The organism is Sphingomonas sp. GW821-FHT10F09, assembly GCF_058809195.1.
Window position 1 is genome coordinate 590,430 of record NZ_JBXASI010000001.1, and the last position, 24,606, is coordinate 615,035.

The window sequence follows — 24,606 nt, forward strand, 5'->3', positions numbered from 1 at the left end:
CGCACCCCGATGCGCCGATTACGTCGGGTTACGACCCAATTTGCGAGAATTTTCAGCGGCTCTTAACGTTCACCGCCTAGGCAGGTCGGCATGGCCATTGCCTCGCCCGATCTGGTTTCCCTGCCGCTTGCCGAGCTGGAACTGTTCGCGCGGGACCTGGAGCTGATCCCGATCCCGACCGTGCAGGTGGTGCGCGAGGGGACGGGATTCGATTTTCTGGCGGTAAATCGTGCCTATCGCCTCGCCGGGCTGGGCGTGATCGCCGACCGGTCGCCGATGCTCGCGCTGCTCAGCAGCCGCATCGACGCCTTCCTGCGCTCGACCGACATGCGCAGCGATTTCGACTGGTCGATCGGGCAGGTGATCGATTCGCGTTACTATCGCGTCACGCTGGCGCGCCCGACGCCGGCGCTGCGCGACCGCTGCCAGATCGCCTTCATCGACCTGACCGCGCAGGTCCACACCGAACGCTCGCTGCGCCGCGAGATGACGACCGACAGCCTGACCGGCCTGCCCAACCGCGAAGGCTTCAGCGACATGATCGAGGCGGTGCAGGCGGACCGCAGCCGCCATGCCGTGCTGGTCATCGACATCGACCGGTTCGGGCGGCTCAACGCCTGTCTGGGCGGGCTGGCGGGCGACGAACTGCTCATCACCGTCGCGCGCCGGATCAAGGGCGTGCTGCGCGCCCGCGATGCGCTGGCGCGGATCGGCGGCGACGAATTCGGCATCCTGATGGCGGTGGACGACGATGCCGAGGAGGCGGCCCGGCTCGCCGAGCGCATCCAGCGCGCGCTCTCCGCGCCGTTCCGGCTGAGCGATTACGAGATCGGCGTCGAATGTTCGATCGGCATCGCGCAGGGCGACGATGCGATCGAGGACGTCGAGGAACTGATCCGCAACGCCCAGTTCGCGGTCAAGCGCGCCAAGACCGGGCGCCACGTCGAAAGCTACCAGACGCAGGCGTTCACGATCGCGCGCGAACAGTTCGCGATGGAGACTGCGCTGCGCCGGGCGATCGAGGAGCGGCAGCTGCGGCTGGCGTTCCAGCCGATCTGCGACCTGTCGAGCGGATCGATCGTGTCGTTCGAGGCGCTGGCGCGCTGGCGCGACCAGAATGGCGTCGAACACGATCCGGGCGACTTCATCCCGGTCGCCGAGGAATCCGGCCTGATCGTGCCGCTGGGCCGCTGGGCGATGGACGAGGCGGCGCGGACGCTGCGCTGGTGGGACGACATGTGCGGCGGCGATTGCGGGATGCGCGTCGCGGTCAATCTGTCGGCGATCCAGATGCAGCGCGACGATATCGCGCCGGTGGTCGAGGCGGCGCTGATCCGCCACGATCTGGCGGGCAACCGGTTCAACCTCGAACTGACCGAGAGCGCGATCGTCAGCGATCCCGATCGCATCGCCGGGATCATGCATGCGCTGAAGGCGCTCGGCACCAGTCTGGCGATGGACGATTTCGGCACCGGCTATTCGAACCTCGCCTATCTGCAGAAGCTGCCGATCGACATCCTGAAGATCGACCGCAGCTTCGTGTCGGGCATGCTCGCCGACCGCGACAAGATCGCGATCGTGCGCGCGATCCTGAGCCTGGCGCAGGCGCTGGGCATGCGGACCACCGCCGAGGGGATCGAGAGCAACGAACTGGCGCAGACGCTGGCGGCGCTCGGCTGCACCTACGGCCAGGGTTATCTCTACGCGCGGCCGCTCGAGGCCGACGCGGCGCTGTCGATGATCGCGGCGGCAAGGGCGGCGGCGACCGCTTCGTCGGCGAGCTGATCGACGCGGGGGGCGTCGGGGAAGCCCTCGGCGATCCAGCGATCCTCGATGCCGCGCAACACGCGCGCGACTTCCGGCCCCTTGCGCAGCCCGCGCTGCACCAGCGCGCCGCCACCGATCGGCAGGGCGGGGGGCCTCCAGCCGGCCAGCGCGGCGGTATCGGCGCCGGCGAGCAGCAGCCGGTCGGTCGCGCTGGCAAGGCCGGCGCGATAGGCGAGCGCGCGCGGCCCTTCGTCGCCCGCACCCTGCGTCGCGGCGATCAGCCGCTTGCGATCCGCATTCGACAGCTTGAGCCGTGCGCCGACGCCGTCTGCGGCATCGGCCGGCAATAACGCGGCGAGGCGGCGGATCGCGTCGGGGGGGATGCCGGCCGCCGCCTCGCGCGCGGCGAGCGTCGCCAGCGTCCCGGCATCGGTGATCTCGGGTAGGACGGCGCGGAAGATGCCGTGTTCGATCATCAGCGCGATCACCGGCACCGCGTGCCGCGCGACCAGCAGCTTGAGCAGTTCGGCAGCGATGCGCTCGCGCGACAAGGCCATCAGGTCGTTGGCGCGCGCAGCGCAGGCGGCAAGGCCCTCCGGGTCGATCGCGGACTGGTCCGCCGCGCCGAAGCGGGCGTGGAAGCGGAAGAAGCGCAGGATGCGCAGATGGTCCTCGGCGATGCGGCGATAGGCGTCGCCGATGAAGCGGACGCGGCCGGCGCCGAGATCGTCGAGGCCACCGAAGGCGTCGAACACCGCGCCCGTCTCCGGATCGGCGTAGAGCGCGTTCATCGTGAAGTCGCGGCGGGCGCCATCCTCCTCCCATGCATCGGTGAAGGCGACGATCGCATGGCGGCCATCGGTCGACACGTCGCGGCGCAGCGTCGTCACCTCGATCGGGCCGTCGGGCAGGATCGCGGTGACGGTGCCGTGCGCGAGGCCGGTCGGCACCGCGCGGATGCCCGCACTCTTCAGGCGATCGAGCACCACCTCCGGCAGCAGCCGGGTGGCGAGATCGATATCGGCGGGATCGAACCCGAGCAACGTGTCGCGCACCACCCCGCCGACCAGCCGCGTCTGTTCCGCCCCGCCGAGCGCGGCGATCAGAGCGGCGAAGCCCGCGCGCGGGGCGATCCGGTCGAGCGGCAGCGTCAGGCCCATGCGAGCTGCCGCGACAGGTTGACGATCATCGCCGCGGTGGCGCCCCAGATGCGGCGATCGGCCCAGCGGATCTCGTAATAATGGCGCGTGCGGCCCTGCCACTGCGCGCTCGCCTCGATCTGGTTGGCGGGATCGAGCAGGAAATCGAGCGGCACCTCGAACACGCTCGCCACCTCCGCCTCGCTGGGGACCAGCGTCAGGTCGGGCGGGATCACGCCGAGCACCGGCGTCACCGTAAAGCCAGTGACGGTGCGATAGCGGTCGACCTCGCCGACCAGCATCACCGCGGAGGGCGGCAGCGCGATCTCCTCGTCCGCCTCGCGCAGCGCCGCGGCGATCGCGGTTTCGCCGGGGTCGATCCGGCCGCCGGGAAAGGCGACCTGCCCGGCATGGTTGCGCAACGTCTCGGTCCGCTGGGTCAGCAGGACGCCGGGGCGCGCGCGATCGGTCACCGCGACCAGCACCGCGGCGGGGGTCAGATCGGCCTCGTCGCGCACCTCCAGCTCGCGATGGTCGCCGGTCAGCAGCACCGGGCGCGTCGCGCGGCCACGATCCAGAGCCTCGCCCAGCCGTTCGACCAGGTTCATGCAGTGGGTTCCGATGGGGCGGGTTCCAGCGCGAAGAAGGCGCCGTCGCTCCACACGCCGGGGCGCGCCGCATCGTCAGCGAGGGCGCGTTCGGCAAGGTCGTAATAGACCGCACGCGCGACCAGCGCTTCCAGCCCGCCGCGGACGTGGAGATAGGGGCGCGGGCCGTCCTCGCCCTCGGCGAAGCGCAACGGATGGTCGGGGCCGGCGGTAACGAGATCGCCGGTGTTGAGCCGGAAGGCGAGGCGGGCGGCGGCGCCTTCGCCCTCGGCCTTCATCTCGACCGCGACGAACGGCACATCCTCGACCGCGATGTCGAGCTTCTCGACCGGGGTGACGAGGACATAGCGGCCATCCGCCTCGCGGCGCAGGATCGTCGAGAACAGCCGCACCATCGCCTGACGCCCGATCGGCGACCCCTGGTGATACCAGGTGCCGTCGCGCGCGATCCGCATCTCGCTGTCGCCGCAATGCGTCGGGTTCCATTGCTCGACCGGCGGCAGGCGCCGCTGTTCGGTCAGGGTCGCGATCTCGGCCAGGCTGAGCGTCGCGAGGTCGGGCAGGTCCTCCATCGGCATCGGGGCGAGGTAGGGATTGTGGCGGTGCGCGTAAAGGCGCGTGACCGGTCAGGTGACGGCGGGGACCGCCGGGCCGAGCAGGCCGGCGACGGCGGGGACGGCGTCGCCACGCGCGAGCAGCCGGTGGCGCTCGACCGGACCGGGCAGCCGCCAGTCGGCGGTGCGACTCGCATCGAAGCCGAAGAAGCGGCCGTAATATTCGGGATCGCCGATCAGCATCAGCGCATCGTCCAGCCCCTCCGCGCGCGCCGCGTCGAGCGCGCGCGTCATCAACTGCCGGCCGATGCCGTCGCGCTGGAAGCCGGGATCGACCGCGACGGGGCCGATCATCACCAGCGGCCGGGCGGCGCCGTCGTCGCCGTGCAGCCGGACCGGCCAGCACTGGATGGTGCCGATCAGGCGCCCGTCCGCAACCGCGGCGAGGCTGAGCGCGGCCAGCGGTGCGGCTTGGCCGCGGACCTTATAGGCGGTGCGGCTGTGCCGATCGAGGCCGAACGCGCGGTCGAGCAGCGCTTCCACGGCGGCTCCGTCGGCGGTGCTGAGCGGCACGAATGCGATCACGGCGGCGTTCCTTTCCGGCCCGCCGGTGCGATCCAGCGGCGGGCGGGCCGCGCGCATGGCGCCCGGGGCGGGCGAACGCAAGCGGAATGCGATTCGCATGGGGGCGCAGGTCTTGCTAGAGGCCCGCGCCATGCAAGACAGTCTACAGCTGGAGGTCCACGACCTCGAGGTCCAGGTGCTCACCGGTATCTATTCGGAGGAGACGCACCTGCCGCAGCCGCTGCGGATCGACCTTACCGTCGACCTGCGCTGTCCCGATCGCTTCGCGCCCGAGACACCGTTGTCGGCGTCGAAAAACTATCTCGACCTGAAGCATGCGGCGACGAGCGCGCTGCCCGAGGGGCTGCATTTCACGCTGATCGAGGCGGTGGCGGATCACATCTGCGAGACATTGTTCCTCGGCGACGAGCGGGTGCTGCGCGTGCGGGTCAAGATCGTGAAGCTGGCGATCGCCGAGGCCGGCGAATCGATCGGCATCACCCTGGTCCGCAATCGCCGCTGATCCGGCGTCAGCGCAGCTGGCGCGTCCGGCCGCAGGCGCCCAGCTGCTGCACGACGAAGGCATAGTCCTCTCGCGCGATCCCCGCATTGGCGGGGTCGAGCGAGGCGGTGCTACGCTCCGGCAGGCTGGCGGGCAGCGCACAGGCGAGCCGATACCACAGCAGCGTGTCCCGCGCCGGCGGGGCGGCGGCCTCGTCGACGATCTCCGACAGCGCGACCGCATAGCGCTGCTGCTCGCCCGGGCGGCGCAGCACGGTCAGCGACACCGGTGCACCATTGGCGGTGGTCAGGAACACCTGCGTCTCGCCCTCGCCGGGTAGTGCGCCGGGGACGTGGAAGGCGTTGCCGATGCCGGTGATGACCGGCGGCGCGTCGGCGGCGACGAGCCCTTGCGCGATGGCGCGGATGCGCTGGTCGTCGGCGGGCGTCCAGGCGACCTGCGCGTCGGGCGCGACGAGCTGGATCTGCCCCGGCATCCCCGCCACCGGGCGGCCGAACAGCAGCACGCGCAACTTCTTCAACTTCGGCATGCGACCGGTGGCATCGGGCGCGACGTCGAGCAGATAGCCGATTCGCGGCGGCAGGCCCCCGGTGCCGCGAACGAGGGCGACGACGTCCGCCTCGACGTAGAAGCGCGTCGATCCCGGTGCGACCCCGGCGGCGTCGGCGCCCTTCAGCCGGATCGCCGACCGGATCGTCGCGTCGGCGATGATCGGCGCGGCGATGACCAGATCGGCGAGATCGGCATATCCCGTGCCCGCCGCGGCCGAACCGGCAGCCGCTACGGGCGCGGCCTGCGCGGGGGGGCGTGCGGCAAGGGGGGGCGCGGCAAGCTGCATCGCGAGCGCGATGCCGGTCGGCAGGACGATGCGGAAACCCGGTGTCATGTCGCTTTCGCTAGCCGAGTGCACCTGAACGATACAGAAATAATTCTGTCTCGAAGCGATTGTACGTTTGTTGCGTCCGACAAAGCGTTTGCGTGCCGGGAAACGGGACGATAGGGTTCGGTCACTGCCACGCACGGCTTCAGCCGGGGCAGGGGCCTACGCGCGTTCTTCCCCCGGGCGCTGCGAGGACCACGAGATTAGGGAGTGTCGTTGCTGAATGGCCTATGCTGACCAGAAGATGTCCGGTGGCAGGGTGGTCGCGATCGTCATCGTCGTGCTCATCCATGCCGCGCTGGGCTATGCCTTCGTCACCGGGCTCGCGTACCAATACGTGAAGAAAGCCCAAGAAAAACTTAATACGTTCGACGTGGAGGAGCCGCCTCCCCCGCCGCCGGACGAGCCGCCGCCCCCTCCGCCCGACACGCCGATGACGCCGCCACCGGTGGTTTCGCCGCCGCCGATCGTGCAGAATCCGAATCCGCCGCCCGTGGTGATCCAGACGGTCTCGACGCCGCCGCCCGCCGTCAATCTGACGCCGATCGCTGCGCCGCCGGCTCCGCCCGCGCCCCCGGCACCCGCCGCTCCCGTCGTCAGCAAGGCGGCAGGCGCAAGGGGCAATCCGGCGGAATGGATTTCGCAGGACGACTATCCGCCCAGCTCGCTGCGCGGAAACGAGGAAGGCACCAGCGCGATCGCCTGGACGATCAACACGCAGGGTCGCGTCGAGAATTGCCGCGTCACGGCGTCGAGCGGCTCGGCTGCCCTGGATCGTGCGGCATGTCAGGCGATCACGCGGCGGGGTCGTTACACCCCGGCGCAGGACGCGTCCGGCAATCCGATCGCCACGTCGTCGTCGCGTCGCGTGGTCTGGAAGATCCCGAAGGAATGATGCGGTCCCCGCCTGACCGTCCGGAATTGGCCGGACGGGCAGGCGGGTCCTCCCCGAACTTCTACACCGTTTGATAAGGACTCAATTCACCATGCTCACCACCATTCTCGCGGCCGGCGGCACCGCGGCAGCCGAAAACCAGTTCGGCCTCCAGGCTGCGCTGAAGGAAGGCGGCCTGATCTCGCAGTCGGTCTTCACGATCCTCGTGCTGATGTCGATCGTCTCCTTCTACATCCTGTTCTCGAAGCTGTTCGAGCAGCAGAAGATCATGAACCAGGCGAAGCGCGTCCGTCAGGGCTTCTGGCAGTCGTCCTCGCTGCGCGAGGGTTCGGCCAAGCTCGAGAAGAACTCGGCCTACAAGCAGCTCGTCGACGATGGCCTGCAGGCGCAGGACCAGCACGCCAAGCTGACCGATCCGGTCGAGGCACACGACTGGCTGCACGGTTCGCTCGCCCGTTCGGAAGCGGCGATCAACTCGAAGCTGGGCGGCGGTCTCGCCTTCCTCGCGACGGTCGGCGCGACCGCACCGTTCATCGGTCTGTTCGGCACCGTGGTCGGTATCTACCGCGCGCTCATCAAGATCGGCGCGTCGGGCGATCCCTCGATCGACAAGGTCGCCGGCCCGGTCGGTGAGGCGCTCATCATGACCGCGCTCGGCCTCGTCGTCGCGGTTCCGGCCGTGCTCGCCTACAACTGGCTGCAGCGCCGCAACAAGTCGATCGCGGAAGACCTGTCGGCCTTCTCGAACGACGTGCTGGGCTTCCTCGCCTCGAACGGCGCGGTGAAGCCGACGCTGGCCGGTGCGCCTGCGCCGAAGGCAGCTCCGGTGAAGCCGGCAGCGGCCACCACGACCGCCGGCCAGACCGGTGGCGTGCAGACCCGCCCGTAAATACCAAAGGCTGCGGGACCGCCACGGCGGCGGTCCCGCTACCGGTCGATGGCCCGAAGCCATCGGCAAGAGGAATGGATAGGATAGCTCGCACATGGCGATGAGCGCTGGCGGAGGAGGAGGTTCCTCCGAAAAACCACTGTCGGACATCAATACCACGCCCCTCGTGGACGTGATGCTGGTGCTTCTGATCATCTTCCTGATCGCCGTTCCGGTCGCAATCCAGACGGTCAAGGGCATCGTCCTGCCCAAGGTGCGTTTCGATCCGACGACGACCAAGCCCGAGAACGTGTTGCTCTCGGTCACGACCGGCCCGGACGGCAATTGTCTGGTGTATTGGGGCACGTCCCCGATCACGAGCAAGGACCTGCTGACCCGTGCGGTCGACAAGCTGAAGCTGGAAATCGAACGTCAGGGCGGCGCAGGCAACCCCGATCTCGAACTTCCCGAAGTCCACATCCGCGGCGACGTGAACACGCCGTACAAGTGCATCGGCGGTTCGGTGTACACGATGCAGCAGGCCGGGTTCGCCAAGGTCGGCTTCATCTCGCAGCCGCCACCCGCGGGCGGCGCGTCCTAATCCGTACCGGCCGACCCAGGAGTATCTGACATGGCAATGAGTGGTGGTTCGGAAGACGGCGAACCGATGATGGAAATGAACACGACGCCGTTGATCGACGTCATGCTCGTGCTCCTCATCATGTTCATCATTACGCTTCCCATCCCGACCCACGCGGTGAAGGTGGATCTGCCGGTCAATGACCCGCGGAACCAGACGCCGCCGGTCGATCCGCAGAAGAACAAGATCATCATCGATGCGGCAGGGACGGTGTCCTGGAACGGCGCGCCGGTCGACGAGGTCACGCTGCGCCAGTATCTCGATACGGCAGCGGCGATCAATCCGGAGCCGGAGCTGCACTTCCAGCCCGACCCGCAGGCGAAGTACGACAAGGTCGACCAGACGCTGGCCGTCATCAAGCGGTCCGCGGTCACCAAGCTCGGCTTCATCGGCAATGAGCAATATCGCAACGACTTCTAAGTCGCCGCGACAGACGGATGACGACAGGGCGGTTCCGCGAGGAGCCGCCCTTTTCGTATTGGCGGGCATGCCAGCGCGTTCCGGCAGTCAGCGATGGCGAGTAGACCTGCGGTGAAGCCTGACTACGGTGTTGCCGGGAAGAGTCGGCTCACTCAGGGGGACTCCGCCTTTTTCTTCGTGGGCGGGCACTCATGACCTTCGGGCGGTGGTTCGCCCGGCCCGGGAAAAGGTTGAATTCACGCGGAGGCGCGGAGGACGCGGAGAGTTGCGCCCGCGGCAACGCGGCGCTCTCATCGACGCGGTCCGATGGAGAGGTGACTGATCAGGCACGTGGAACACCTTCGCGCCTTCGCGCCTTCGCGTGAAAACAATCCTTCGTGCGATGCCTTTCCGCGCACCTTGCGTGTCGACCGGACTCAGGTCGGCGGTGAGTCGGAACCATCCCGCTCCATCCTGCTGCCCCCCGGCGGCGGCGGAAACCGCGTCACACGGCCTTCAAATCCAGAGTCGGTCCGCCCTGCCAAAATAGAGAAGCTCGCGCGGAGGCGCGTGGGCGCGGAGGACGCGGAAAGTTGCGTCCGGAGCAGCACGCCGCTGCCAACGGCATGGCCGGTGGGGGGAGCGCGACCAATCAGGCAACCGGAACACCTCCGCGTCTCCGCGTCTCCGCGCGAAAACAATCTCCCACGACCCACCCATACGGCCGTCACACACCACCCAAAACGACGATCAGCGGCGGTCCGCCCGATCCCGTCGATCAGTGGCATCGGCCAAAAATCGCGTCACGCTGCCGGTGATGATCTGGTTTGTGATGCTGTGATAGGTCGTGTTGAAGTCGTGGCCCGAATAGGGGAATTCGACCAGGCGAACCCGCGCACCGAGCGCGTGCGCGCGACGGGTGAAGTCGCGTGCCGCGGCGATCGGCAGCAGCGGATCCTCGACCCCGGCAAGGATCAGCGTCGGCGGATTGGCGGCGTCGAGCAGGCGACGCAGGTCGAGCGCGGCGTAGCGTTCGGGAAAGGCGCGCGGCGGACCACCGATATAGGTGGCCATGTACGATCGTTGTACCGGTTGCAGCTCGCCGGGATTGTCCCATGACCCGGCGGGATCGATCAGCGGCACCCGCGCCGTGACCGCGGCGATGCGCGGCAGGCGCGGGCCACAACGGGGATCGGCCCGCGCCGTGCCGGCGGAATAGGCGGCGGCGATCGCGAGGCTGCCGCCCGCGGAGGCGCCGTTCATCGCGACCCGGTCGAGATCGAGCCGCAGCGCGGGGGCATGCGCCACCGTCCAGGCGAGCGCGCAATGGACGTCCCGGATCGCGAGATTCCACGTCGGCCGCCCCGGTCGCGCGAGGCGATAGTCGATGCTGATGACCGTCCAGCCGCCGCGCGCATAGCGGCGCATGTTGGCGGCGCTGATCCGCCGGTCGCCGCCGACGAAGCCGCCGCCGTGGACGACGACGATCACCGGGCTGAGGCGGGCCGGGCCGGCGACGACGGGGCGATAGATGTCGAGCGACAGCGGCTCGCCGCCGGGCGCGGCATAGACATGGGTTTCGTCGGGCGCGGCCTGTTCGCTGAAATGGCGGGTCGACAGGCTGGCGATCAGGTCGATCGGGATGCCGTTCGCCTGCGCCAGCGCCAGCAGACGCCCGACGACCAGCGCGGCCGCCGCGGTGGTGGCGACCGCGGTCGCGAGCAGCGCGCGGGTCACCGGCGTCGCCCGTCGCCGATGCGCGATCAGGCCGACCGCGCCGCCGCCGCCGCCGATCAGCAGCAGCCAGGTCGCGCGGTTGGGCACCAGCTCGACCGCCTCGATGCGGACCCAGGGGATGACCGGCACGATCGCCGAGAACAGCAGGACGAGGCAGGGCAGCAGGACCAGCCAGGTCACGGTCAGCACAGCCGTGCGGCACAATTGGCGGATCATGCTCACACAACCGGCTCGCGGGCGGGCGTATCGAACGACAGCGATCGCTCGGCTGACCGCGGCCGGACGATCCCCAGGATGCGGGCGAGGCTCGCGTAGCGGGCGAGCAGAGGCAACAGGACGACCAGCGTCACCAGCGTCAACACGAGCAGCGCCATCCCCTGGACATGGTCGGCGCGCCACAGCGCGAAGACCAGCGGGTGCCAGAGGTAATAGAACAGGCTGTTGCGCCCGATCGCGGCGATCCCCGGTACCGGGATCGGCAACCGCCGGACCACCGGCAACAGATAGATGAGCGGCAGGCAGGCGATCAGCTCGGCCGCCACCTCCGCCGCGACGTTCGGCCTGTCGTAGAGCGAACACCACCACAGGAACCCGATCGGGGCGAGGATCACCGCGGCGCCCTGCCGAAACCGGTCGGGTTCGCGCTGCGCGACCAGCAGGCCGTAGAAGAAGTAGATCGGATAGATGAAGAAGCGCCGGTCGGGCATCCCGCCGTGGAGGGCGGGCGGCAGATGACCGACACCGAGCAGGTACATGGCGGCGATGCTGACCGGGGTTGCGATGGCCAGCATCGCCGGCGGCGTCCGGCGGGATGCGGCGGCGATGAGGATGAAGGTCATGATGACCGGCACGAACCAGAGGTGGAACGGCGGCCACAGCACCAGCGACAGCGGCGTGCCGACATGCAGTTCGCGTGCGAGCGTGACATGGACGAGGCTGGCGACGATCCATGGCAGGATCAGCCGCGGATAGTAACGGCGCAGCAGCGCCGCGATCGAATCGCAGCGGGCGCGCTCCAGATTGAACAGGTAGCCGGTGAGGCCGATGAACAACGGCATGCGCAGGCCGGCGCCGATCCAGGCGGGAAAGCTTTCGCCTTCGGTGATTTCGAAGAAATGGCCGAGGATCACGCCGAGGACGAGCAGGCCGCGGATGCCGTCGATCCCGGTGCTGCGATTCCCCGCCGTGTCTGCTCGCATCACCCGCCCCACCCCAGAGAATTCAGGGTGTTAGCGTGGCCGTCCTAGCGGGGCGTTAACGGCCCGCGCATTCCGCTTGCACAGCTGTCTTCGAAGTGACACAACAATGTCACAAAAGTGAAACCTGCCATCAAGGCGGGGGAAGGAGACGATGACATGCGTTTGATTGTAGCGACGATGCTGGCGGGTGCATGCCTGACGACGCCAGCGCTGGCCAACGACCGGACTGGCTATCAGGCGATCGCCGCGGGCAATTATGCCGAGGCGACCAAACGGATCGAGGCGGAGCGGCGGATCTTCCCCGAACGGCCCGAACTGATGCTGAACCTTGCCGTCGCCTATGCGCGGACCGGCCGCACCAGCGAAGCGCGCGCGCTCTACAGCGATGTGCTGCAGCGCCCGGTGGTGGCGATGGACATGCCCGATGGCGCGGTGGTGTCGTCGCACGACGTCGCGACGCTCGGCCTGTCGCGATTGACCACGACGCTCGCGACCCGCTGACCCCTCGGCACTGGTCGAAACGCTGCGGCCCGCTCGGTGAGCGGGCCGTTGGCGTTTGGGGGACGGGAGGTTCCGGTCCGTCCGGTCGGGGACCGGTCACGGTCAGAGGCGGGGGAGCGTCACCCCGCGCTGCCCCATATATTTGCCGGCGCGGTCGGCGTAGCTGATCTCGCACGGTTCGTTGCCCTGCAGGAACAGGAACTGGCAGGCGCCCTCGTTGGCGTAGATCTTGGCGGGCAGCGGCGTGGTGTTGGAGAATTCGAGGGTGACATGCCCCTCCCAACCCGGCTCCAGCGGCGTCACGTTGACGATGATTCCGCAGCGCGCATAGGTCGATTTGCCGAGGCAGATGACCAGCACGTCGCGCGGCACCCGGAAATATTCGACCGTCCGCGCCAGCGCGAAGCTGTTGGGCGGGATGATGCAGACGTCGGTCTTGCGATCGACGAAGCTGTTCGACGCAAAGTCCTTGGGATCGACCAACGCATTGTCGACATTGGTGAAGATCTTGAATTCGTCGGCGACGCGCGCGTCATAGCCATAGGAGGACAGGCCGTAGCTGATGCAGCCTTCGCGGCGCTGGCTCTCGACGAACGGCTCGATCATATTCTGGCTCAGCGCGGCTTCGCGAATCCAGCGATCGGACAGGATGGACATGGCGGCTCCCCTTCGATGCGCCTCTTCGCCGGTTCGGCGGGGCAGGGCAAGGCTGGCGTCACGCCGCCGTCCGCCCTAGCATCGCGGCATGCGGCCGTTGATCGATCTCGCCTATCGGATGCGCCGGCGGCTGATGGCGCTGGTCGGCTGGCGGACGCGGGGCGTCAAGGTGATGGCCGTCGATGCGGACGGGGCGCTGCTGCTGGTGCGGCATCGTTATGGCCGGTCCGACCTGTGGATGCTGCCGGGCGGCGGCATCAACTGGGGCGAGGCGCCCGCGCTGGCGGCGGTGCGCGAATTGCGCGAGGAAACCGGCTGCGTCCTGCGCGACGTTGCGCCGGCCGGGACGTTCGAGGCGCGGGCGGAGGGGCGGCGCGATACCGTGCATCTGTTCCGCGGCACGACCGCCGGGCCGCCGCAGGTCGACGGGGTCGAGCTGGCGGAGGCGCGATTCTTTCCGCCCGATGCCCTGCCCGAGGCGATCTCGCCGGCGACGCGGCGGCGGATCGAGGAATGGCGCGGTCTGCGCGCTGCGGATGGCCGCTGGTAGGCTTGCCGCCGCCACCGATCGCGGCCACGATCGCCACAGACCATAAACGAGGGAGATGGACATGACGGTAAAGGTGATCGCATTCGTGACGGTCAAGCCGGGCCACGAGGACGCCTTCGTCGAGGCGGCGCGCGTGTGCGTCGCGGCGTCGCGCGCCGAGCCGGGCGTGCTCCACTACGAATTGTGGCGCGAGGCGGAGGGCGAACGGCGCTTCGTCTTCAACGAACTCTATGCGGACGAGGCGGCGGTGCAGGCGCATATGGCGGCCGACCATTTCAAGGCGTTCGGCCGCGCCGCCCGCGACCTCGCCGCCGCGCGGCCGGAGATCATCGCGACACAGCCCATCGACGTCGCGGGATAAGGGCCGCGGGTCGACGGCGCGATGGGGGTATCCCGACGCGGCTGGTGACGGACGGGCGAAAACGCTAAGGCGCCGGCATGCTGCGCATTACCGAGTTGAAGCTGCCCCTCAACCATCCCGAGGAGGCCCTGGCGGCGGCGATCCGCAACCGGCTGCGGATCACGCCGCGCGATCTGGTGCGCTATACGGTCGCGCGGCGGGCGCATGACGCGCGCGACAAGACGGACATCCATTTCGTCTATTCGGTCGACGTGACGGTGAAGAACGAGGCGCCGGTGCTCGCCCGCTGCAAGCGCGACCGCCACGTCAATCCCACCCCCGATACCGGCTATCGCTTCGTCGCCAAGGCGCCGGCGGACTATGCCGGGCCGCGCCCGGTGGTGGTGGGGGCGGGGCCGTGCGGCCTGTTCGCCGGGCTGATCCTCGCACAGATGGGGTTCCGCCCGATCATCCTCGACCGCGGCAAGCTGGTGCGCGAGCGGACCAAGGACACTTGGGGCCTGTGGCGCCGCAGCGAGCTGAACCCCGAATCGAACGTCCAGTTCGGCGAAGGCGGGGCGGGGACCTTCTCCGACGGCAAATTGTGGAGCCAGATCAAGGACCCGCGCCATCTTGGCCGCAAGGTGCTGACCGAATTCGTCAAGGCGGGCGCGCCGCCGGAGATCCTGACCGAGGCGCATCCGCATATCGGCACGTTCCGGCTGGTGACCATGGTCGAATCGATGCGCGCGACGGTCGAGACGCTGGGCGGCGAATATCGCTTCCAGCACCGGGTCGACGATATCGATGTGGAAACGGCCGCGGACGGCAGCCGGCACCTGCGCGGGCTGACGCTCCAGACCGGCGAGCGGATGGAGACGGGGCCGGTGGTGCTGGCGCTGGGCCATAGCGCGCGCGACACCTTCCACATGCTGCACGAACGCGGCGTGCATCTGGAGGCGAAGCCGTTCTCGATCGGGGTGCGGATCGAACATCCGCAAAGCTGGATCGACGATGCGCGCTTCGGGCCGTGCGCCGGCCATCCCGATCTGGGCGCCGCCGCCTACAGCCTGTCGCATCACTGCCGGAACGGGCGCACCGTCTACAGCTTCTGCATGTGTCCGGGCGGCACCGTGGTCGCGGCGACCAGCGAGCCCGGGCGCGTCGCCACCAACGGCATGAGCCAATATTCGCGCAACGAGCGCAACGCCAATTCGGGTATCGTCGTCGGCATCGACCCGGCGCGCGACTATCCGGGCGGTCCGCTCGCCGGGATCGAACTGCAACGCGCATGGGAAACCCGCGCGTTCGAGGTCGGCGGGGGCGACTATAAGGCACCGGCGCAGCGGCTGGGCGATTTCCTCGCCGGACGGCCCTCGACAAAGCTGGGCGACGTCATCCCCTCCTACCGGCCGGGCGTGCAGCTGACCGATCTGGCGGCCTGCCTGCCCGATTTCGCGGTGACCGCGATGCGCGAGGCGCTGGTCGCCTTCGGCCAGCAGATTCCCGGCTACGACCATCCCGACGCGGTGATGACCGGCGTCGAGACGCGGACCTCCTCGCCGGTGCGGATCACCCGCGGCGACGATTTCCAGAGTGTCAACACCGCCGGGCTGTATCCGGCGGGCGAGGGGGCGGGTTACGCCGGCGGCATCCTCTCCGCCGCGGTCGACGGTATCAAGATCGCCGAGGCGGTCGCGCGCGATCTGGTCGGACGGGCGGCGCGGCCGGCGACGGCGCGCGCGGCGTGACGATGGGTTTCAGTCCGCAACGGTCTTGTTTATCGCTGCGCAAGTTTCTATACTGAGCGATATGGAAATGGTTGCCACTCTCCCCCCGAAAGGGCGCCCCCGCGAATTCTGCACCGAGGCGGCGCTGGCGGCGGCGCTGCGCGTGTTCTGGAGCAAGGGCTATGAAGGCGCCTCGCTCGCCGACCTGACCGAGGCGATGGGCATCACCCGCCCCAGCCTCTATGCGGCGTTCGGCAACAAGGAGGCGCTGTTCCACAAGGCGCTCGACCTCTACGAGGCGGAGAAGCTGGACTATACCCGCGTCGCGCTGCGCCAGCCGACCGCGCGCGGCGTTGCAGAGCATTTCATGCGCGGTGCGTTGCAGATGCAGACCAGCCAGTGCGACCCCAAGGGGTGCCTGGGCGTCATCAGCGCGATGGCCTGCGGGGCCGAAGCCGAATCGATCAAGGCCGACGTCATCGCCCGCCGCGCCTCGTCGCAGGCGGCGCTGATCGAGCGGTTCGAACAGGCCAAGAGCGACGGCGACCTGCCCGCGCATGTCGACGTGCTCGGGCTGACCAGCTACCTCTACGCGCTGTTGCAGGGGATGGCGGTGCAGGCGGGCTCGGGCGCGAGCCGTGCCGATCTCGAGCGGCTGGTCGACACCAGCCTGGCGGTCTGGCCGAGCCGCTGATCGCGCACCGGCCGCGGAATTCGCGCGGCCGTCGACGGAATCTGTGGCAGCATCGGGGACGATGACCGTATCGCGTCGCATCGGATGGGGGCTGCTCGTCGCCGCGCTGCTGGCGCTGGGAATCGTCGCCGCGGGCAGCCGCTGGGCGAGCCTGTCGGCGCGGACCGCCACCGATCGCGCCGCGACGACGATCGCGCGCACCCATCTGGGCCTGCTGACCAGCGAATTGCAGAAATTCCGCCTGCTGCCGCTGGTGCTCGCCGAATATCCCGGCGTCGCCCGCGCGCTCGCCGGCGGCGATGCGGCGGCGGCGCGGCGGCTGGACGAGACGCTGGAGCTGCTCGCCGCGCGCACCGATGCCGCGGTCCTCTATGCGGTCGATGCCCGCGGCCGTGCGGTCGCGGCGAGCAACTGGCGGTCGCCGACCAGCTTCGTCGGGCAGGACTATACCTTCCGCAGCTATTTCAACGAGGCGATGGCGCGCGGCCAGTCGGAGGTGTTCGCACTCGGCAGCGTCAGCCGCCGGCCCGGCCTGTATCTCGCGCGCCGGATCGATGCCGGCGGCCGGCCGCTGGGGGTGATCGTCGTCAAGGTCGAATTCGACCGGCTGGAGCGCGAATGGGCGCAATCGCCGGGCGCGACCGTCGTCGTCGACGCGCGCGGGCTGATCCTCGTCACCAGCGTGCCGGCGTGGCGGTTCCACCCGACGCGGCCGCTGTCCGCGCCGGCGATCGCCGCGCTGCGCCGTTCGCGGCAGTTCGGTGCGTCGCCGCCGACGACGCCGGCCTTCACGCTCGCGGGCCGCGACGCCGTCCAGCGCGACCGGCGCTACCGGGTCGCGGCGGTCGCGGCGCCGATCGAGGCGACGCGGCTGCTCCACCTCGCGCCGCTCGCGCCACCGCTGGCGGCGGCACGCACGCAGGCGCTCCTGTGGGGATCGGGGCTGTTGCTGCTCGCGGCGCTGGCGGGCGGCATCGGGCTGCGCGGCGCGGAGCGGCGGCGGATGCAGGCGCAGGCGCAGGCGGCGCTGGAGCGCGAGGTGGTGCGCCGCACCGCCGAACTGCGCGACACCAACGCGCGGCTGGTGGTCGAATCGGAGGAGCGCGCCGAGGCCGACCGTCGCTTCCGCGCCGCGCGCGAGGAGCTGGCGCAGGCCAATCGCCTCGGCTCGCTCGGCCAGATCACCGCGGGCGTCGCGCATGAGATCAACCAGCCGCTCGCCGCGATCCGCACCTTCGCCGAGAACGGCGTCACCCTGCTCGATCGCGACGCGCCCGATCGCGCGCGCGACAATCTGTCGCGGATCGTCGCGCTGACCGACCGGATCGGCACGATCACCGCGGAGCTGCGCGCCTTTTCGCGCCGGCGCACGCCGTCGCGCGGCGCGCCGACGCTGGCGGAGGCGATCGAGGGCACGCTGCTGCTGATCGGCGACCGCGCGCGCGGCGTGGTTGTGGACGCGGTGCCCGCCGACATCCGCGCGCTGCGGGTGAGCGCGGATCGCATCCGGCTGGAGCAGATCCTCGTCAACCTGCTGCAGAATGCGCTCGATGCGGTCGCCGGCGTTGCCGACCGGCGGGTGACGATCGCCGCGGAGCGCGCCGACGGCGTCGTCGCGCTGCGCGTCGCCGACAATGGCAGCGGCGTCGACCCTGCGCTGGACGCGACGCTGTTCACCCCCTTCGCCTCGGCCAAGCCGGAGGGGCTGGGGCTCGGCCTCGCGATCGCGCGCGATATCGCCCGCGAATTCGGCGGCGAGCTGGCGCTGGCGCCGGGTGCGGGCGGCGCGGTATTCGTGCTGACGTTGCGCCTCGCATGACGGGGCAGACGGTCCTGCTGGTCGAGGACGACGAGGCGCTGCGCTTCGCGACGCAGCAGGCGCTGGAGCTCGCCGGTCTGTCGGTGCGCGCCTTCGCGGGGGCGGAAGCGGCGCTGGCGGCGCTGTCGCCCGATTTCGACGGCGTCATCGTCTCCGACATCCGCATGCCGCGGATGGACGGGCTGCAATTGCTGGCGCGGGTGCGTGCGCTCGACGGCGACCTGCCGGTGATCCTAGTCACCGGCCATGGCGACGTGCCGATGGCGGTCGCGGCGCTGCGCGACGGCGCCTATGATTTCCTGACCAAGCCGTTCGCCACCGACCATCTGGTCGCGACGATCGCCCGCGCGCTGGAACGCCGCGGGCTGCTGGTCGAGAACCGGCGGCTGCGCGCGGTCGCCGAAAGCGCCGAAATGGAGAGCCCGCTGATCGGGCAGAGCGTCGCGATCACGCGATTGCGCGCCGCGATCCGGCCGCTGGCGACCGCCGGGCTCGACGTTCTGGTCGAGGGCGAGACGGGGACGGGCAAGGATCTGGTCGCGACCCTGCTCCATCGCCAGGGACCGCGGCGGGCGCGGCCGTTCATCGCGGTACAATGCGCCGCCCTGGGCGAGGAGCAGGCGGCGCAGGCGCTGTTCGGCCATGCCGCCGACAGCGTCTCGCACACGCGGCTGTCGCGCACCGGCAGCATCGCGACCTCGAGCGGGGGGACATTGCTGCTCGACGAGATCGACGCGCTCGCCCCTGCGGTGCAGGCGGCGCTGTTGCGGGTCATCGAGGAGCGCGAGGTGCAGCCGATCGGCGCGGAGCGGGCGGAGGCGGTCGACCTGCACGTCGTCGCGACGAGCCGCGGCGATCTGGCGGCGGCGGTGGCGGCGGGGCGGTTCCGCGCCGATCTCTACCACCGGCTGGCGGCGACGCGGCTGCGACTGCCGCCGCTGCGCGAGCGCGAGCATGACCGGACCTTGCTGTTCGTCGCCTTCGTCGAACAGGCGCGCGTCGCGCTCGAACGGCCCGACCATATGATCCGCGAGGCCGAGCGGCGCCATGTGCTCGACCATGGCTGGCCCGGCAACGTGCGGGAATTGCGCAATTATGCGTTCGAATGCGTGCTCGGCTCGGGCGGCGATCCGGTCGCGGACGACGTGCAGGACCTGCCCGCCCGCGTCGCCGAATTCGAGGTGACGGTGATCGTCGACGCGCTGCGGGCGAGCGGCGGCAACGTCATGAAGGCGGTCGAGCGGCTCGGCATCCCGCGCAAGACGCTCTATTACAAGCTCGGCCGCTACGGCATCGATCCCGACGCCTTTCGCACGCTGCGCTCGGGCGGCTGACCGGCGCCGTTCGGGCGGTTTGTCCCGTCTGCCCGCTGCGGTCGGCCCCCGGGTTCAGGCGGGAACGGACTCCGCCTGTGCCTTGCCCCTGATCGCGTCGATGTCGCGGTCGATGATCGCGAGCATCGCCTGGACCAGCGGCGCCAGCGTCGCCCCGGGGCGGACGATCTGGTGGTGGAGCAGCCCCAGCGACATGGTGAGGATGACGTCGGCGAGCGCGGCGCGGCGCTCGGTCAGCGCCGCCCCCGGGGCCAGCATGTCGAGCGCGGCGAGCATCAGCCGGTGGACGTCGTTGTGCGTCCGGTCGAAGATCGCGGCGATTCGCTCGTTGCGGCCCGCCTCGGCCATGATCTCGGCGAACAGGCGGCCGTCGTCGGCGTCTTCGTCGGGCAGGACGAACTGGCGAATCCAATCCCTTACCTGACGTTCGTCGCCCTTTTCGATCGCGAGTCGCAGCGAGTCGGCAGCCATGAAGCTGCGACAATCGGTGTCGACGATGGCCGCGACGATGTCTTCCTTCGCTGCGAAGTCGCGATACAACTGGCCGACCGCGACGCCCGATTCCTTGGCGATCTGGGCGATGCCGGTGGCGTGAAAACCGTTGTCGATAAATAACTTACGTGCAGCATCGATCACCCGTTCGCGGCGGACGGCGGTCCTATTTCGTGGTGCGTCGCAACAAAAACCGGAATCGATCATTCCATCCTCATACCACGAGCCTTGACGCTCGTTCCTGAACGGTTGTAGCAGGGCGTGAGTGATCGATCACTCACAATTTTTTTAGCGGACATTTTGGCATGGCGATGAAGCGACACGGAGTGGCGGTGCTCGCGTTGGCACTGGCTCTGGCGGCGTGCGGCGGCGGTAACGAGCAGCAGCAGGCGCCGCAGGGGCCGCCCACCGTCGGCTATGTCCTGGTCCGGCAGGAGGCGGTGACGCTCACCACCGAGCTGCCCGGCCGCACCACCGCCTTCGAAACGTCGGAAGTCCGCCCGCAGGTCAACGGCCTGGTGCTGGAGCGCCTGTTCGTCGAGGGCGATGTCGTCCGCAAGGGCCAGCCGCTCTACCGGATCGACCCGTCGCCCTATCAGGCGCAGGTCGCCAGCGCCCGTGCCGCACTGGCCCGCGCCCGTGCCAGCATCGCGTCGAGCGCGGCGCTCGCCCGCCGCTACGGCGAACTGGTCAAGATCAACGCGATCTCGCGTCAGGACCTCGAAAACGCGCAGACGACGGCGCAGCAGGCGCAGGCCGATGTTGCGGCGCAGCAGGCCGCGCTTCGCACCGCGCAGATCGATCTCGCCCGTACGACCATCCGCGCGCCGATCACCGGTCGCATCGGCCGGTCGGTGTTCACCACCGGCGCGCTGGTCTCGGCGGCGCAGACCGAGGCGCTGGCGACGATCCAGCGCATCGACCCGATCTATATCGACATCCAGCAGTCGAGCGCCGACCTGCTCAAGCTGCGCCAGCAGATCATGAGCGGCCAGCTGACGCGCGACGGCAATGCGCCGGTCAAGCTGAAGCTGGAGGACGGCAGCGATTACGGTCCGCAGGGGACGCTGCGCTTCGCCGACGTCACCGTCGATCCGACGACGGGCTCGCAGATCATCCGCGCATTGTTCCCCAATCCCAACGGATTGCTGCTGCCGGGCATGTTCGTCCGCGCCTCGCTGACGCAGGGTACGGACCAGAAGGCGATGCTGGTGCCGCAGCGCGCCGTCACCCGCGATGAAAAGGGCGGGGCGACCGTCATGGTCATCGGCGCCGACAACAAGGTGCAGCCGCGCGTCCTGCAGACCAGCCGCACGATCGGCGACAACTGGCTCGTCACCGGCGGTCTGAAGGTCGGCGACAAGGTGATCGTCGAGGGCGGCATGATGCTGCGCCCGGGCATGCCGGTGCAGGGCAAACCGTGGAACCCCAACGCCCCCGCCGCCGGAGCCCAGCCGGGCAACGGCGCCGGCGCGCCCGCAGCTCAGGCGAAGTAACCGCTGATGTCCCGCTATTTCATCGATCGGCCCATCTTCGCATGGGTCATCGCCATGGTGCTGATGCTGGCGGGGATCATCGCGATCCGCAGCCTGCCCGTCGCCCAGTTCCCCGAGATCGCACCGCCCGCGGTCGCGATCACCGCCAGCTATCCCGGCGCCGATGCGGAAACGCTGGAGCGCACGACGACGCAGATCATCGAGCAGCAGCTCAAGGGCATCGACAACCTGCGCTATTTCTCGTCCTCGTCGTCCTCGGCGGGCACGGTGACGATCACGCTGACCTTCGAACAGGGCACCGATCCCGACATCGCGCAGGTGCAGGTGCAGAACAAGCTGCAGGCGGCGACCCCGCTGCTGCCGCAGGAAGTGCAGCGCCAGGGCATTCAGGTGACCAAGTCCGCCGCCAGCTTCCTGCTGGTCGTCGGCCTCGTGTCGACCGACGGCTCGCACACCAATACCGACCTTTCCGACATGGTCGTGTCGAAGTTCCAGGATCCGGTCAGCCGCGTCTCGGGCGTCGGCGAGCTGCAGGTGTTCGGCGCGCAATATGCGATGCGCATCTGGCTCGATCCGGTGAAGCTCAACAGCTACGCCCTCACCATCGGCGACGTCTCCGCCGCGGTGCAGGCGCAGAACGCGCAGGTTTCCGCCGGACAGATCGGCGCGCAGCCCGCGCCCAAGGAGCAGATGCTCAACGCGACCGTCTCGGTCCAGTCGCGCCTGCAGACGCCCGAGCAGTTCGGCAACATCCGCCTGAAGACGACCACCACCGGTGCGGTCGTGCGCCTCAACGACGTCGCCCGGGTCGAACTCGGCGCGGAAAATTACGGCTTCGACGTTCAGTATAACGGCAAACCCGCCTCGGGCTTCGGCGTCCGTCTCGCCGCGGGGGCCAATGCGCTCGACACGGTCGAGCTGGTCAAGGCGCGGGCGGAATCGATCGGCAAGACGCTGCCCGCCGACGTCAAGGTCATCTACCCCTACGACACCACGCCGTTCGTGCGGCTGTCGGTCGAGCAGGTGATCCACACGCTGATCGAGGCGGTGGTGCTCGTCTTCCTCGTCATGTTCCTGTTCCTCCAGAACTGGCGGGCGACGATCATCCCGACCATCGCGGTCCCGGTCGTGCTGCTCGGCACGTTCGGCGTGATGGCGATGGCCGGCTTCACCATCAACACGCTGACGCTGTTCGGCATGGTGCTCGCCATCGGCCTGCTGGTCGACGACGCGATCGTCGTGGTCGAGAACGTCGAGCGGCTGATCGTCACCGAACATCTCAGCCCGAAGGAAGCGGCGCGCAAGTCGATGGACGAGATCAGCGGCGCGCTGATCGGCATCGGCCTGGTGCTGTCCGCGGTCTTCCTGCCGATGGCCTTCTTCGGCGGGTCGACCGGCGTGATCTATCGCCAGTTCTCGATCACGATCGTCTCGGCGATGGTGCTCTCGGTCATGGTCGCCCTGATCCTGACCCCGGCGCTGTGCGCGACGATCCTGAAGCGTCACGATCCCGACAAGAAGCAGGGCAACGGCCTGCTCGCGCGCTTCTTCCGCTGGTTCAACGAGAAGTTCGACAACGCGCAGCACAAATATGAGGGCGGCGTGAAGCGCACGGCGCGCAGCTGGAAGCGGTCGCTGCTCGTCTATGTGCTGATCGTCGCCGGCATGGTGTTCGTGTTCACGCGCCTGCCGTCGGGCTTCCTGCCCGACGAGGATCAGGGGACGGTACTCGCGCTGGTCCAGGGTCCGGCGGGTGCGACGACCGCACGCACCGACAAGGGGCTGGCCCTCGTCCGCGATCATTTCCTGAAACAGGAAAGCGCCAACGTCGCCGGCGTGTTCACGATCAACGGGTTCAGCTTCGCAGGGCAGGGCCAGAATGCCGGCCTCGTCTTCGTCAACCTGAAGCCGTGGGAGGATCGCGGCGGTGCCGAGAACAAGGCGCAGGCGATCGTCGGCCGGGCGATGGGCACCTTCGCCCAATATAAGGACGGCATGATCTTCGCGCTGGTGCCGCCGGCGGTGCAGGAGCTGGGCAATGCCACGGGCTTCGATGCGCAGCTGGTCGATACCGGCGGGATCGGTCATGAAAAGCTGGTGCAGGCGCGCAACATGATGCTCGGCATGGCCGCGCAGAATCCGAACCTCGCGCAGGTCCGCCCGCTCAGCCTCGACGACGCGCCGCAGCTCAAGGTGCAGGTCGACGAGGACAAGGCCCGCGCGCTCGGCCTCGACCTCGCCGACGTCAATTCGACGATTTCGACGGCCTGGGGCGGCACCTACATCAACGACTTCATCGATCGTGGCCGCGTCAAGCGCGTCTACATGCAGGCCGATGCCCCCTACCGGCTCGCGCCCGATGACGTCGGCGACCTGTACGTGCGCAGCACCAGCGGCCAGATGGCACCGTTCACCGCCTTCTCGACGCTGGAATGGGCGAACGCGCCGGTGCAGCTGACCCGCTACAATGGCCAGCCGGCGATGCAGATCCAGGGTTCGCCCGGACCGGGGCTGAGCACGGGCGCGGCGATGACGGCGATGGAGGAAATCCATGCCAAGCTGCCCCCGGGCACCGCGCTCGAATGGACCGGCCTGTCGTTCGAGGAGCGGCTGTCGGGTGGGCAGGCACCGGCCCTGTACGGCCTGTCGCTGCTGATCGTGTTCCTGTGCCTTGCCGCGCTGTACGAAAGCTGGTCGGTGCCGATCTCGGTGCTGCTGGTCGTGCCGCTCGGCGTGCTCGGCGCGGTGCTGGCGGCGTGGCTGACCGGCCTGAACAACGACATCTACCTGCAGGTCGGCCTCATCACGACGATCGGCGTGTCCGCGAAGAATGCGATCCTGATCGTCGAATTCGCCGAGGAGCGGATCAACGAGGGGATGAAACCCTTCGAGGCCGCGGTGGAGGCTGCGAAGCTGCGCCTGCGTCCGATCCTGATGACCAGCCTCGCGTTCATCTTCGGCGTGTTGCCGCTGGCGCTGTCGACCGGCGCGGGTGCGGGCGGGCAGAATGCGATCGGGCGCGCGGTGGTCGGCGGCATGCTGTCGGCGACGGTGCTCGCGATCTTCTTCGTGCCGATGTTCTTCGTCGTCGTGCTGCGCCTGTTCGGCCATGGCGGCGAGGCGAAGCCGGTCGCGGAGGATCGGCCGCACGACGACCATGACGATGACGCGCGTGACGATGGCGGACGGGGTCCCCATCCCGCGCCGCAGGGAGCCTGAG

General features: G+C 69.1%; 24 protein-coding genes. 15 read left to right on the forward strand and 9 right to left on the reverse strand.

Features of this window, described 5'->3' with window-relative positions; genetic code table 11:
• Positions 1-90 precede the first annotated feature (90 nt).
• The gene (locus AC1RTO_RS02810) at positions 91-1,785 is read left to right on the forward strand and encodes a putative bifunctional diguanylate cyclase/phosphodiesterase (RefSeq protein ID WP_493159414.1); all 1,695 of its coding nucleotides are present in this window, start codon (positions 91-93) and stop codon (positions 1,783-1,785) included.
• On the opposite strand, the gene AC1RTO_RS02815 is transcribed toward AC1RTO_RS02810, so the two are convergent.
• Genes AC1RTO_RS02815 through AC1RTO_RS02830 form a run of 4 tightly spaced genes read right to left on the reverse strand, consistent with a single transcriptional unit; the run spans position 1,701 to position 4,653 of the window.
• Entirely contained in the window at positions 1,701-2,927 is a 1,227-nt protein-coding gene (locus AC1RTO_RS02815; protein ID WP_493159415.1) for a CCA tRNA nucleotidyltransferase, read from the reverse strand. The genes AC1RTO_RS02810 and AC1RTO_RS02815 overlap by 85 nt on opposite strands.
• Entirely contained in the window at positions 2,918-3,514 is a 597-nt protein-coding gene (locus AC1RTO_RS02820) for a CoA pyrophosphatase (RefSeq protein WP_493159416.1), read from the reverse strand. Before AC1RTO_RS02820 ends, AC1RTO_RS02815 begins: the two co-directional genes overlap by 10 nt.
• The gene (locus tag AC1RTO_RS02825) at positions 3,511-4,086 is read right to left on the reverse strand and encodes a DUF1285 domain-containing protein (RefSeq protein WP_493160312.1); all 576 of its coding nucleotides are present in this window, start codon (positions 4,084-4,086) and stop codon (positions 3,511-3,513) included. Before AC1RTO_RS02825 ends, AC1RTO_RS02820 begins: the two co-directional genes overlap by 4 nt.
• Positions 4,087-4,140: 54 nt before the next feature.
• The gene (locus AC1RTO_RS02830; RefSeq protein WP_493159417.1) at positions 4,141-4,653 is read right to left on the reverse strand and encodes a GNAT family N-acetyltransferase; all 513 of its coding nucleotides are present in this window, start codon (positions 4,651-4,653) and stop codon (positions 4,141-4,143) included.
• A gap of 130 nt (positions 4,654-4,783) precedes the next feature.
• Here AC1RTO_RS02830 and AC1RTO_RS02835 point away from each other — a divergent pair, with 130 nt between their 5' ends.
• Complete coding sequence (locus AC1RTO_RS02835) at positions 4,784-5,155, forward strand: dihydroneopterin aldolase (RefSeq protein ID WP_293877798.1); 372 nt, start codon at positions 4,784-4,786, stop codon at positions 5,153-5,155.
• Between the two features lie 7 nt (positions 5,156-5,162).
• On the opposite strand, the gene AC1RTO_RS02840 is transcribed toward AC1RTO_RS02835, so the two are convergent.
• Positions 5,163-6,041 (reverse strand): hypothetical protein, encoded by an 879-nt coding sequence (locus AC1RTO_RS02840; RefSeq protein ID WP_493159418.1) that lies wholly within the window; start codon positions 6,039-6,041, stop codon positions 5,163-5,165.
• Between the two features lie 217 nt (positions 6,042-6,258).
• On the opposite strand from AC1RTO_RS02840, the gene AC1RTO_RS02845 reads away from it, so the two are divergent.
• From AC1RTO_RS02845 to AC1RTO_RS02860, 4 genes are all read left to right on the forward strand, one after another.
• Positions 6,259-6,930, forward strand: a complete 672-nt coding sequence (locus AC1RTO_RS02845) for an energy transducer TonB (RefSeq protein ID WP_493159419.1) — start codon at positions 6,259-6,261, stop codon at positions 6,928-6,930.
• 91 nt (positions 6,931-7,021) lie between these two features.
• Complete coding sequence (locus AC1RTO_RS02850; protein WP_493159420.1) at positions 7,022-7,819, forward strand: MotA/TolQ/ExbB proton channel family protein; 798 nt, start codon at positions 7,022-7,024, stop codon at positions 7,817-7,819.
• A 94-nt stretch (positions 7,820-7,913) separates the two neighbouring features.
• Positions 7,914-8,399 (forward strand): ExbD/TolR family protein, encoded by a 486-nt coding sequence (locus AC1RTO_RS02855; protein WP_293877805.1) that lies wholly within the window; start codon positions 7,914-7,916, stop codon positions 8,397-8,399.
• Positions 8,400-8,429: 30 nt separating this feature from the next.
• The gene (locus AC1RTO_RS02860) at positions 8,430-8,858 is read left to right on the forward strand and encodes an ExbD/TolR family protein (protein ID WP_293877807.1); all 429 of its coding nucleotides are present in this window, start codon (positions 8,430-8,432) and stop codon (positions 8,856-8,858) included.
• 729 nt (positions 8,859-9,587) lie between these two features.
• Here AC1RTO_RS02860 and AC1RTO_RS02865 read toward each other — a convergent pair.
• Together AC1RTO_RS02865 and AC1RTO_RS02870 are read right to left on the reverse strand one after the other, a co-directional pair.
• Positions 9,588-10,790: an alpha/beta hydrolase fold domain-containing protein gene (locus AC1RTO_RS02865; RefSeq protein ID WP_493160313.1), complete on the reverse strand. Its 1,203-nt coding sequence runs from the start codon at positions 10,788-10,790 to the stop codon at positions 9,588-9,590.
• Positions 10,791-10,792: 2 nt separating this feature from the next.
• Positions 10,793-11,773, reverse strand: coding sequence for an acyltransferase family protein (locus AC1RTO_RS02870; RefSeq protein WP_493159421.1), 981 nt, complete (start codon positions 11,771-11,773; stop codon positions 10,793-10,795).
• A 156-nt stretch (positions 11,774-11,929) separates the two neighbouring features.
• On the opposite strand from AC1RTO_RS02870, the gene AC1RTO_RS02875 reads away from it, so the two are divergent.
• A complete protein-coding gene (locus AC1RTO_RS02875; protein ID WP_493159422.1) occupies positions 11,930-12,274 on the forward strand; it encodes a tetratricopeptide repeat protein in 345 nt (114 codons plus the stop codon).
• 102 nt (positions 12,275-12,376) lie between these two features.
• On the opposite strand, the gene dcd is transcribed toward AC1RTO_RS02875, so the two are convergent.
• The gene (dcd, locus tag AC1RTO_RS02880) at positions 12,377-12,931 is read right to left on the reverse strand and encodes a dCTP deaminase (RefSeq protein WP_293877815.1); all 555 of its coding nucleotides are present in this window, start codon (positions 12,929-12,931) and stop codon (positions 12,377-12,379) included.
• Positions 12,932-13,019: 88 nt separating this feature from the next.
• On the opposite strand from dcd, the gene AC1RTO_RS02885 reads away from it, so the two are divergent.
• From AC1RTO_RS02885 to AC1RTO_RS02910, 6 genes are all read left to right on the forward strand, one after another.
• Entirely contained in the window at positions 13,020-13,481 is a 462-nt protein-coding gene (locus AC1RTO_RS02885) for an NUDIX domain-containing protein (protein WP_493159423.1), read from the forward strand.
• 55 nt (positions 13,482-13,536) lie between these two features.
• Entirely contained in the window at positions 13,537-13,842 is a 306-nt protein-coding gene (locus AC1RTO_RS02890; protein ID WP_493159424.1) for a putative quinol monooxygenase, read from the forward strand.
• Between the two features lie 77 nt (positions 13,843-13,919).
• Positions 13,920-15,572, forward strand: a complete 1,653-nt coding sequence (locus AC1RTO_RS02895) for an NAD(P)/FAD-dependent oxidoreductase (protein WP_493159425.1) — start codon at positions 13,920-13,922, stop codon at positions 15,570-15,572.
• 61 nt (positions 15,573-15,633) lie between these two features.
• Positions 15,634-16,245, forward strand: a complete 612-nt coding sequence (locus AC1RTO_RS02900; RefSeq protein WP_493159426.1) for a TetR/AcrR family transcriptional regulator — start codon at positions 15,634-15,636, stop codon at positions 16,243-16,245.
• Positions 16,246-16,306: 61 nt separating this feature from the next.
• Positions 16,307-18,064, forward strand: a complete 1,758-nt coding sequence (locus AC1RTO_RS02905; protein ID WP_493159427.1) for a sensor histidine kinase — start codon at positions 16,307-16,309, stop codon at positions 18,062-18,064.
• Entirely contained in the window at positions 18,061-19,398 is a 1,338-nt protein-coding gene (locus AC1RTO_RS02910; RefSeq protein ID WP_493159428.1) for a sigma-54-dependent transcriptional regulator, read from the forward strand. The genes AC1RTO_RS02905 and AC1RTO_RS02910 overlap by 4 nt, the downstream gene beginning before the upstream one ends.
• Before the next feature lie 54 nt (positions 19,399-19,452).
• On the opposite strand, the gene AC1RTO_RS02915 is transcribed toward AC1RTO_RS02910, so the two are convergent.
• Positions 19,453-20,034, reverse strand: coding sequence for a TetR/AcrR family transcriptional regulator (locus tag AC1RTO_RS02915; protein ID WP_493159429.1), 582 nt, complete (start codon positions 20,032-20,034; stop codon positions 19,453-19,455).
• 167 nt (positions 20,035-20,201) lie between these two features.
• Between AC1RTO_RS02915 and AC1RTO_RS02920 the strand changes: the two genes are divergently transcribed.
• Together AC1RTO_RS02920 and AC1RTO_RS02925 are read left to right on the forward strand one after the other, a co-directional pair.
• Positions 20,202-21,386 carry an efflux RND transporter periplasmic adaptor subunit gene (locus AC1RTO_RS02920; protein ID WP_493160314.1) on the forward strand — a complete coding sequence of 395 codons (1,185 nt, stop codon included), beginning with the start codon at positions 20,202-20,204 and terminating at the stop codon, positions 21,384-21,386.
• Positions 21,387-21,392: 6 nt separating this feature from the next.
• Positions 21,393-24,605, forward strand: a complete 3,213-nt coding sequence (locus tag AC1RTO_RS02925; RefSeq protein WP_493159430.1) for an efflux RND transporter permease subunit — start codon at positions 21,393-21,395, stop codon at positions 24,603-24,605.
• The last annotated feature ends 1 nt before the right edge of the window (position 24,606 follow it).

Bases quoted from the DNA above. Each gene is read 5' to 3' on its own strand.
- AC1RTO_RS02865 (WP_493160313.1), bottom strand. From the start codon at position 10,790: ATGATCCGCCAATTGTGCCGCACGGCTGTGCTGACCGTGACCTGGCTG.
- AC1RTO_RS02875 (WP_493159422.1), top strand. From the start codon at position 11,930: ATGCGTTTGATTGTAGCGACGATGCTGGCGGGTGCATGCCTGACGACG.
- AC1RTO_RS02860 (WP_293877807.1), top strand. From the start codon at position 8,430: ATGGCAATGAGTGGTGGTTCGGAAGACGGCGAACCGATGATGGAAATG.
- AC1RTO_RS02890 (WP_493159424.1), top strand. From the start codon at position 13,537: ATGGACATGACGGTAAAGGTGATCGCATTCGTGACGGTCAAGCCGGGC.
- AC1RTO_RS02895 (WP_493159425.1), top strand. From the start codon at position 13,920: ATGCTGCGCATTACCGAGTTGAAGCTGCCCCTCAACCATCCCGAGGAG.
- AC1RTO_RS02870 (WP_493159421.1), bottom strand. From the start codon at position 11,773: ATGCGAGCAGACACGGCGGGGAATCGCAGCACCGGGATCGACGGCATC.
- AC1RTO_RS02825 (WP_493160312.1), bottom strand. From the start codon at position 4,086: ATGGAGGACCTGCCCGACCTCGCGACGCTCAGCCTGGCCGAGATCGCG.
- AC1RTO_RS02925 (WP_493159430.1), top strand. From the start codon at position 21,393: ATGTCCCGCTATTTCATCGATCGGCCCATCTTCGCATGGGTCATCGCC.
- AC1RTO_RS02815 (WP_493159415.1), bottom strand. From the start codon at position 2,927: ATGGGCCTGACGCTGCCGCTCGACCGGATCGCCCCGCGCGCGGGCTTC.
- AC1RTO_RS02905 (WP_493159427.1), top strand. From the start codon at position 16,307: ATGACCGTATCGCGTCGCATCGGATGGGGGCTGCTCGTCGCCGCGCTG.
- AC1RTO_RS02840 (WP_493159418.1), bottom strand. From the start codon at position 6,041: ATGACACCGGGTTTCCGCATCGTCCTGCCGACCGGCATCGCGCTCGCG.
- AC1RTO_RS02850 (WP_493159420.1), top strand. From the start codon at position 7,022: ATGCTCACCACCATTCTCGCGGCCGGCGGCACCGCGGCAGCCGAAAAC.
- AC1RTO_RS02885 (WP_493159423.1), top strand. From the start codon at position 13,020: ATGCGGCCGTTGATCGATCTCGCCTATCGGATGCGCCGGCGGCTGATG.
- AC1RTO_RS02855 (WP_293877805.1), top strand. From the start codon at position 7,914: ATGGCGATGAGCGCTGGCGGAGGAGGAGGTTCCTCCGAAAAACCACTG.
- AC1RTO_RS02900 (WP_493159426.1), top strand. From the start codon at position 15,634: ATGGAAATGGTTGCCACTCTCCCCCCGAAAGGGCGCCCCCGCGAATTC.
- AC1RTO_RS02810 (WP_493159414.1), top strand. From the start codon at position 91: ATGGCCATTGCCTCGCCCGATCTGGTTTCCCTGCCGCTTGCCGAGCTG.
- AC1RTO_RS02910 (WP_493159428.1), top strand. From the start codon at position 18,061: ATGACGGGGCAGACGGTCCTGCTGGTCGAGGACGACGAGGCGCTGCGC.
- AC1RTO_RS02835 (WP_293877798.1), top strand. From the start codon at position 4,784: ATGCAAGACAGTCTACAGCTGGAGGTCCACGACCTCGAGGTCCAGGTG.
- AC1RTO_RS02845 (WP_493159419.1), top strand. From the start codon at position 6,259: ATGGCCTATGCTGACCAGAAGATGTCCGGTGGCAGGGTGGTCGCGATC.
- AC1RTO_RS02820 (WP_493159416.1), bottom strand. From the start codon at position 3,514: ATGAACCTGGTCGAACGGCTGGGCGAGGCTCTGGATCGTGGCCGCGCG.
- AC1RTO_RS02920 (WP_493160314.1), top strand. From the start codon at position 20,202: ATGAAGCGACACGGAGTGGCGGTGCTCGCGTTGGCACTGGCTCTGGCG.
- dcd (WP_293877815.1), bottom strand. From the start codon at position 12,931: ATGTCCATCCTGTCCGATCGCTGGATTCGCGAAGCCGCGCTGAGCCAG.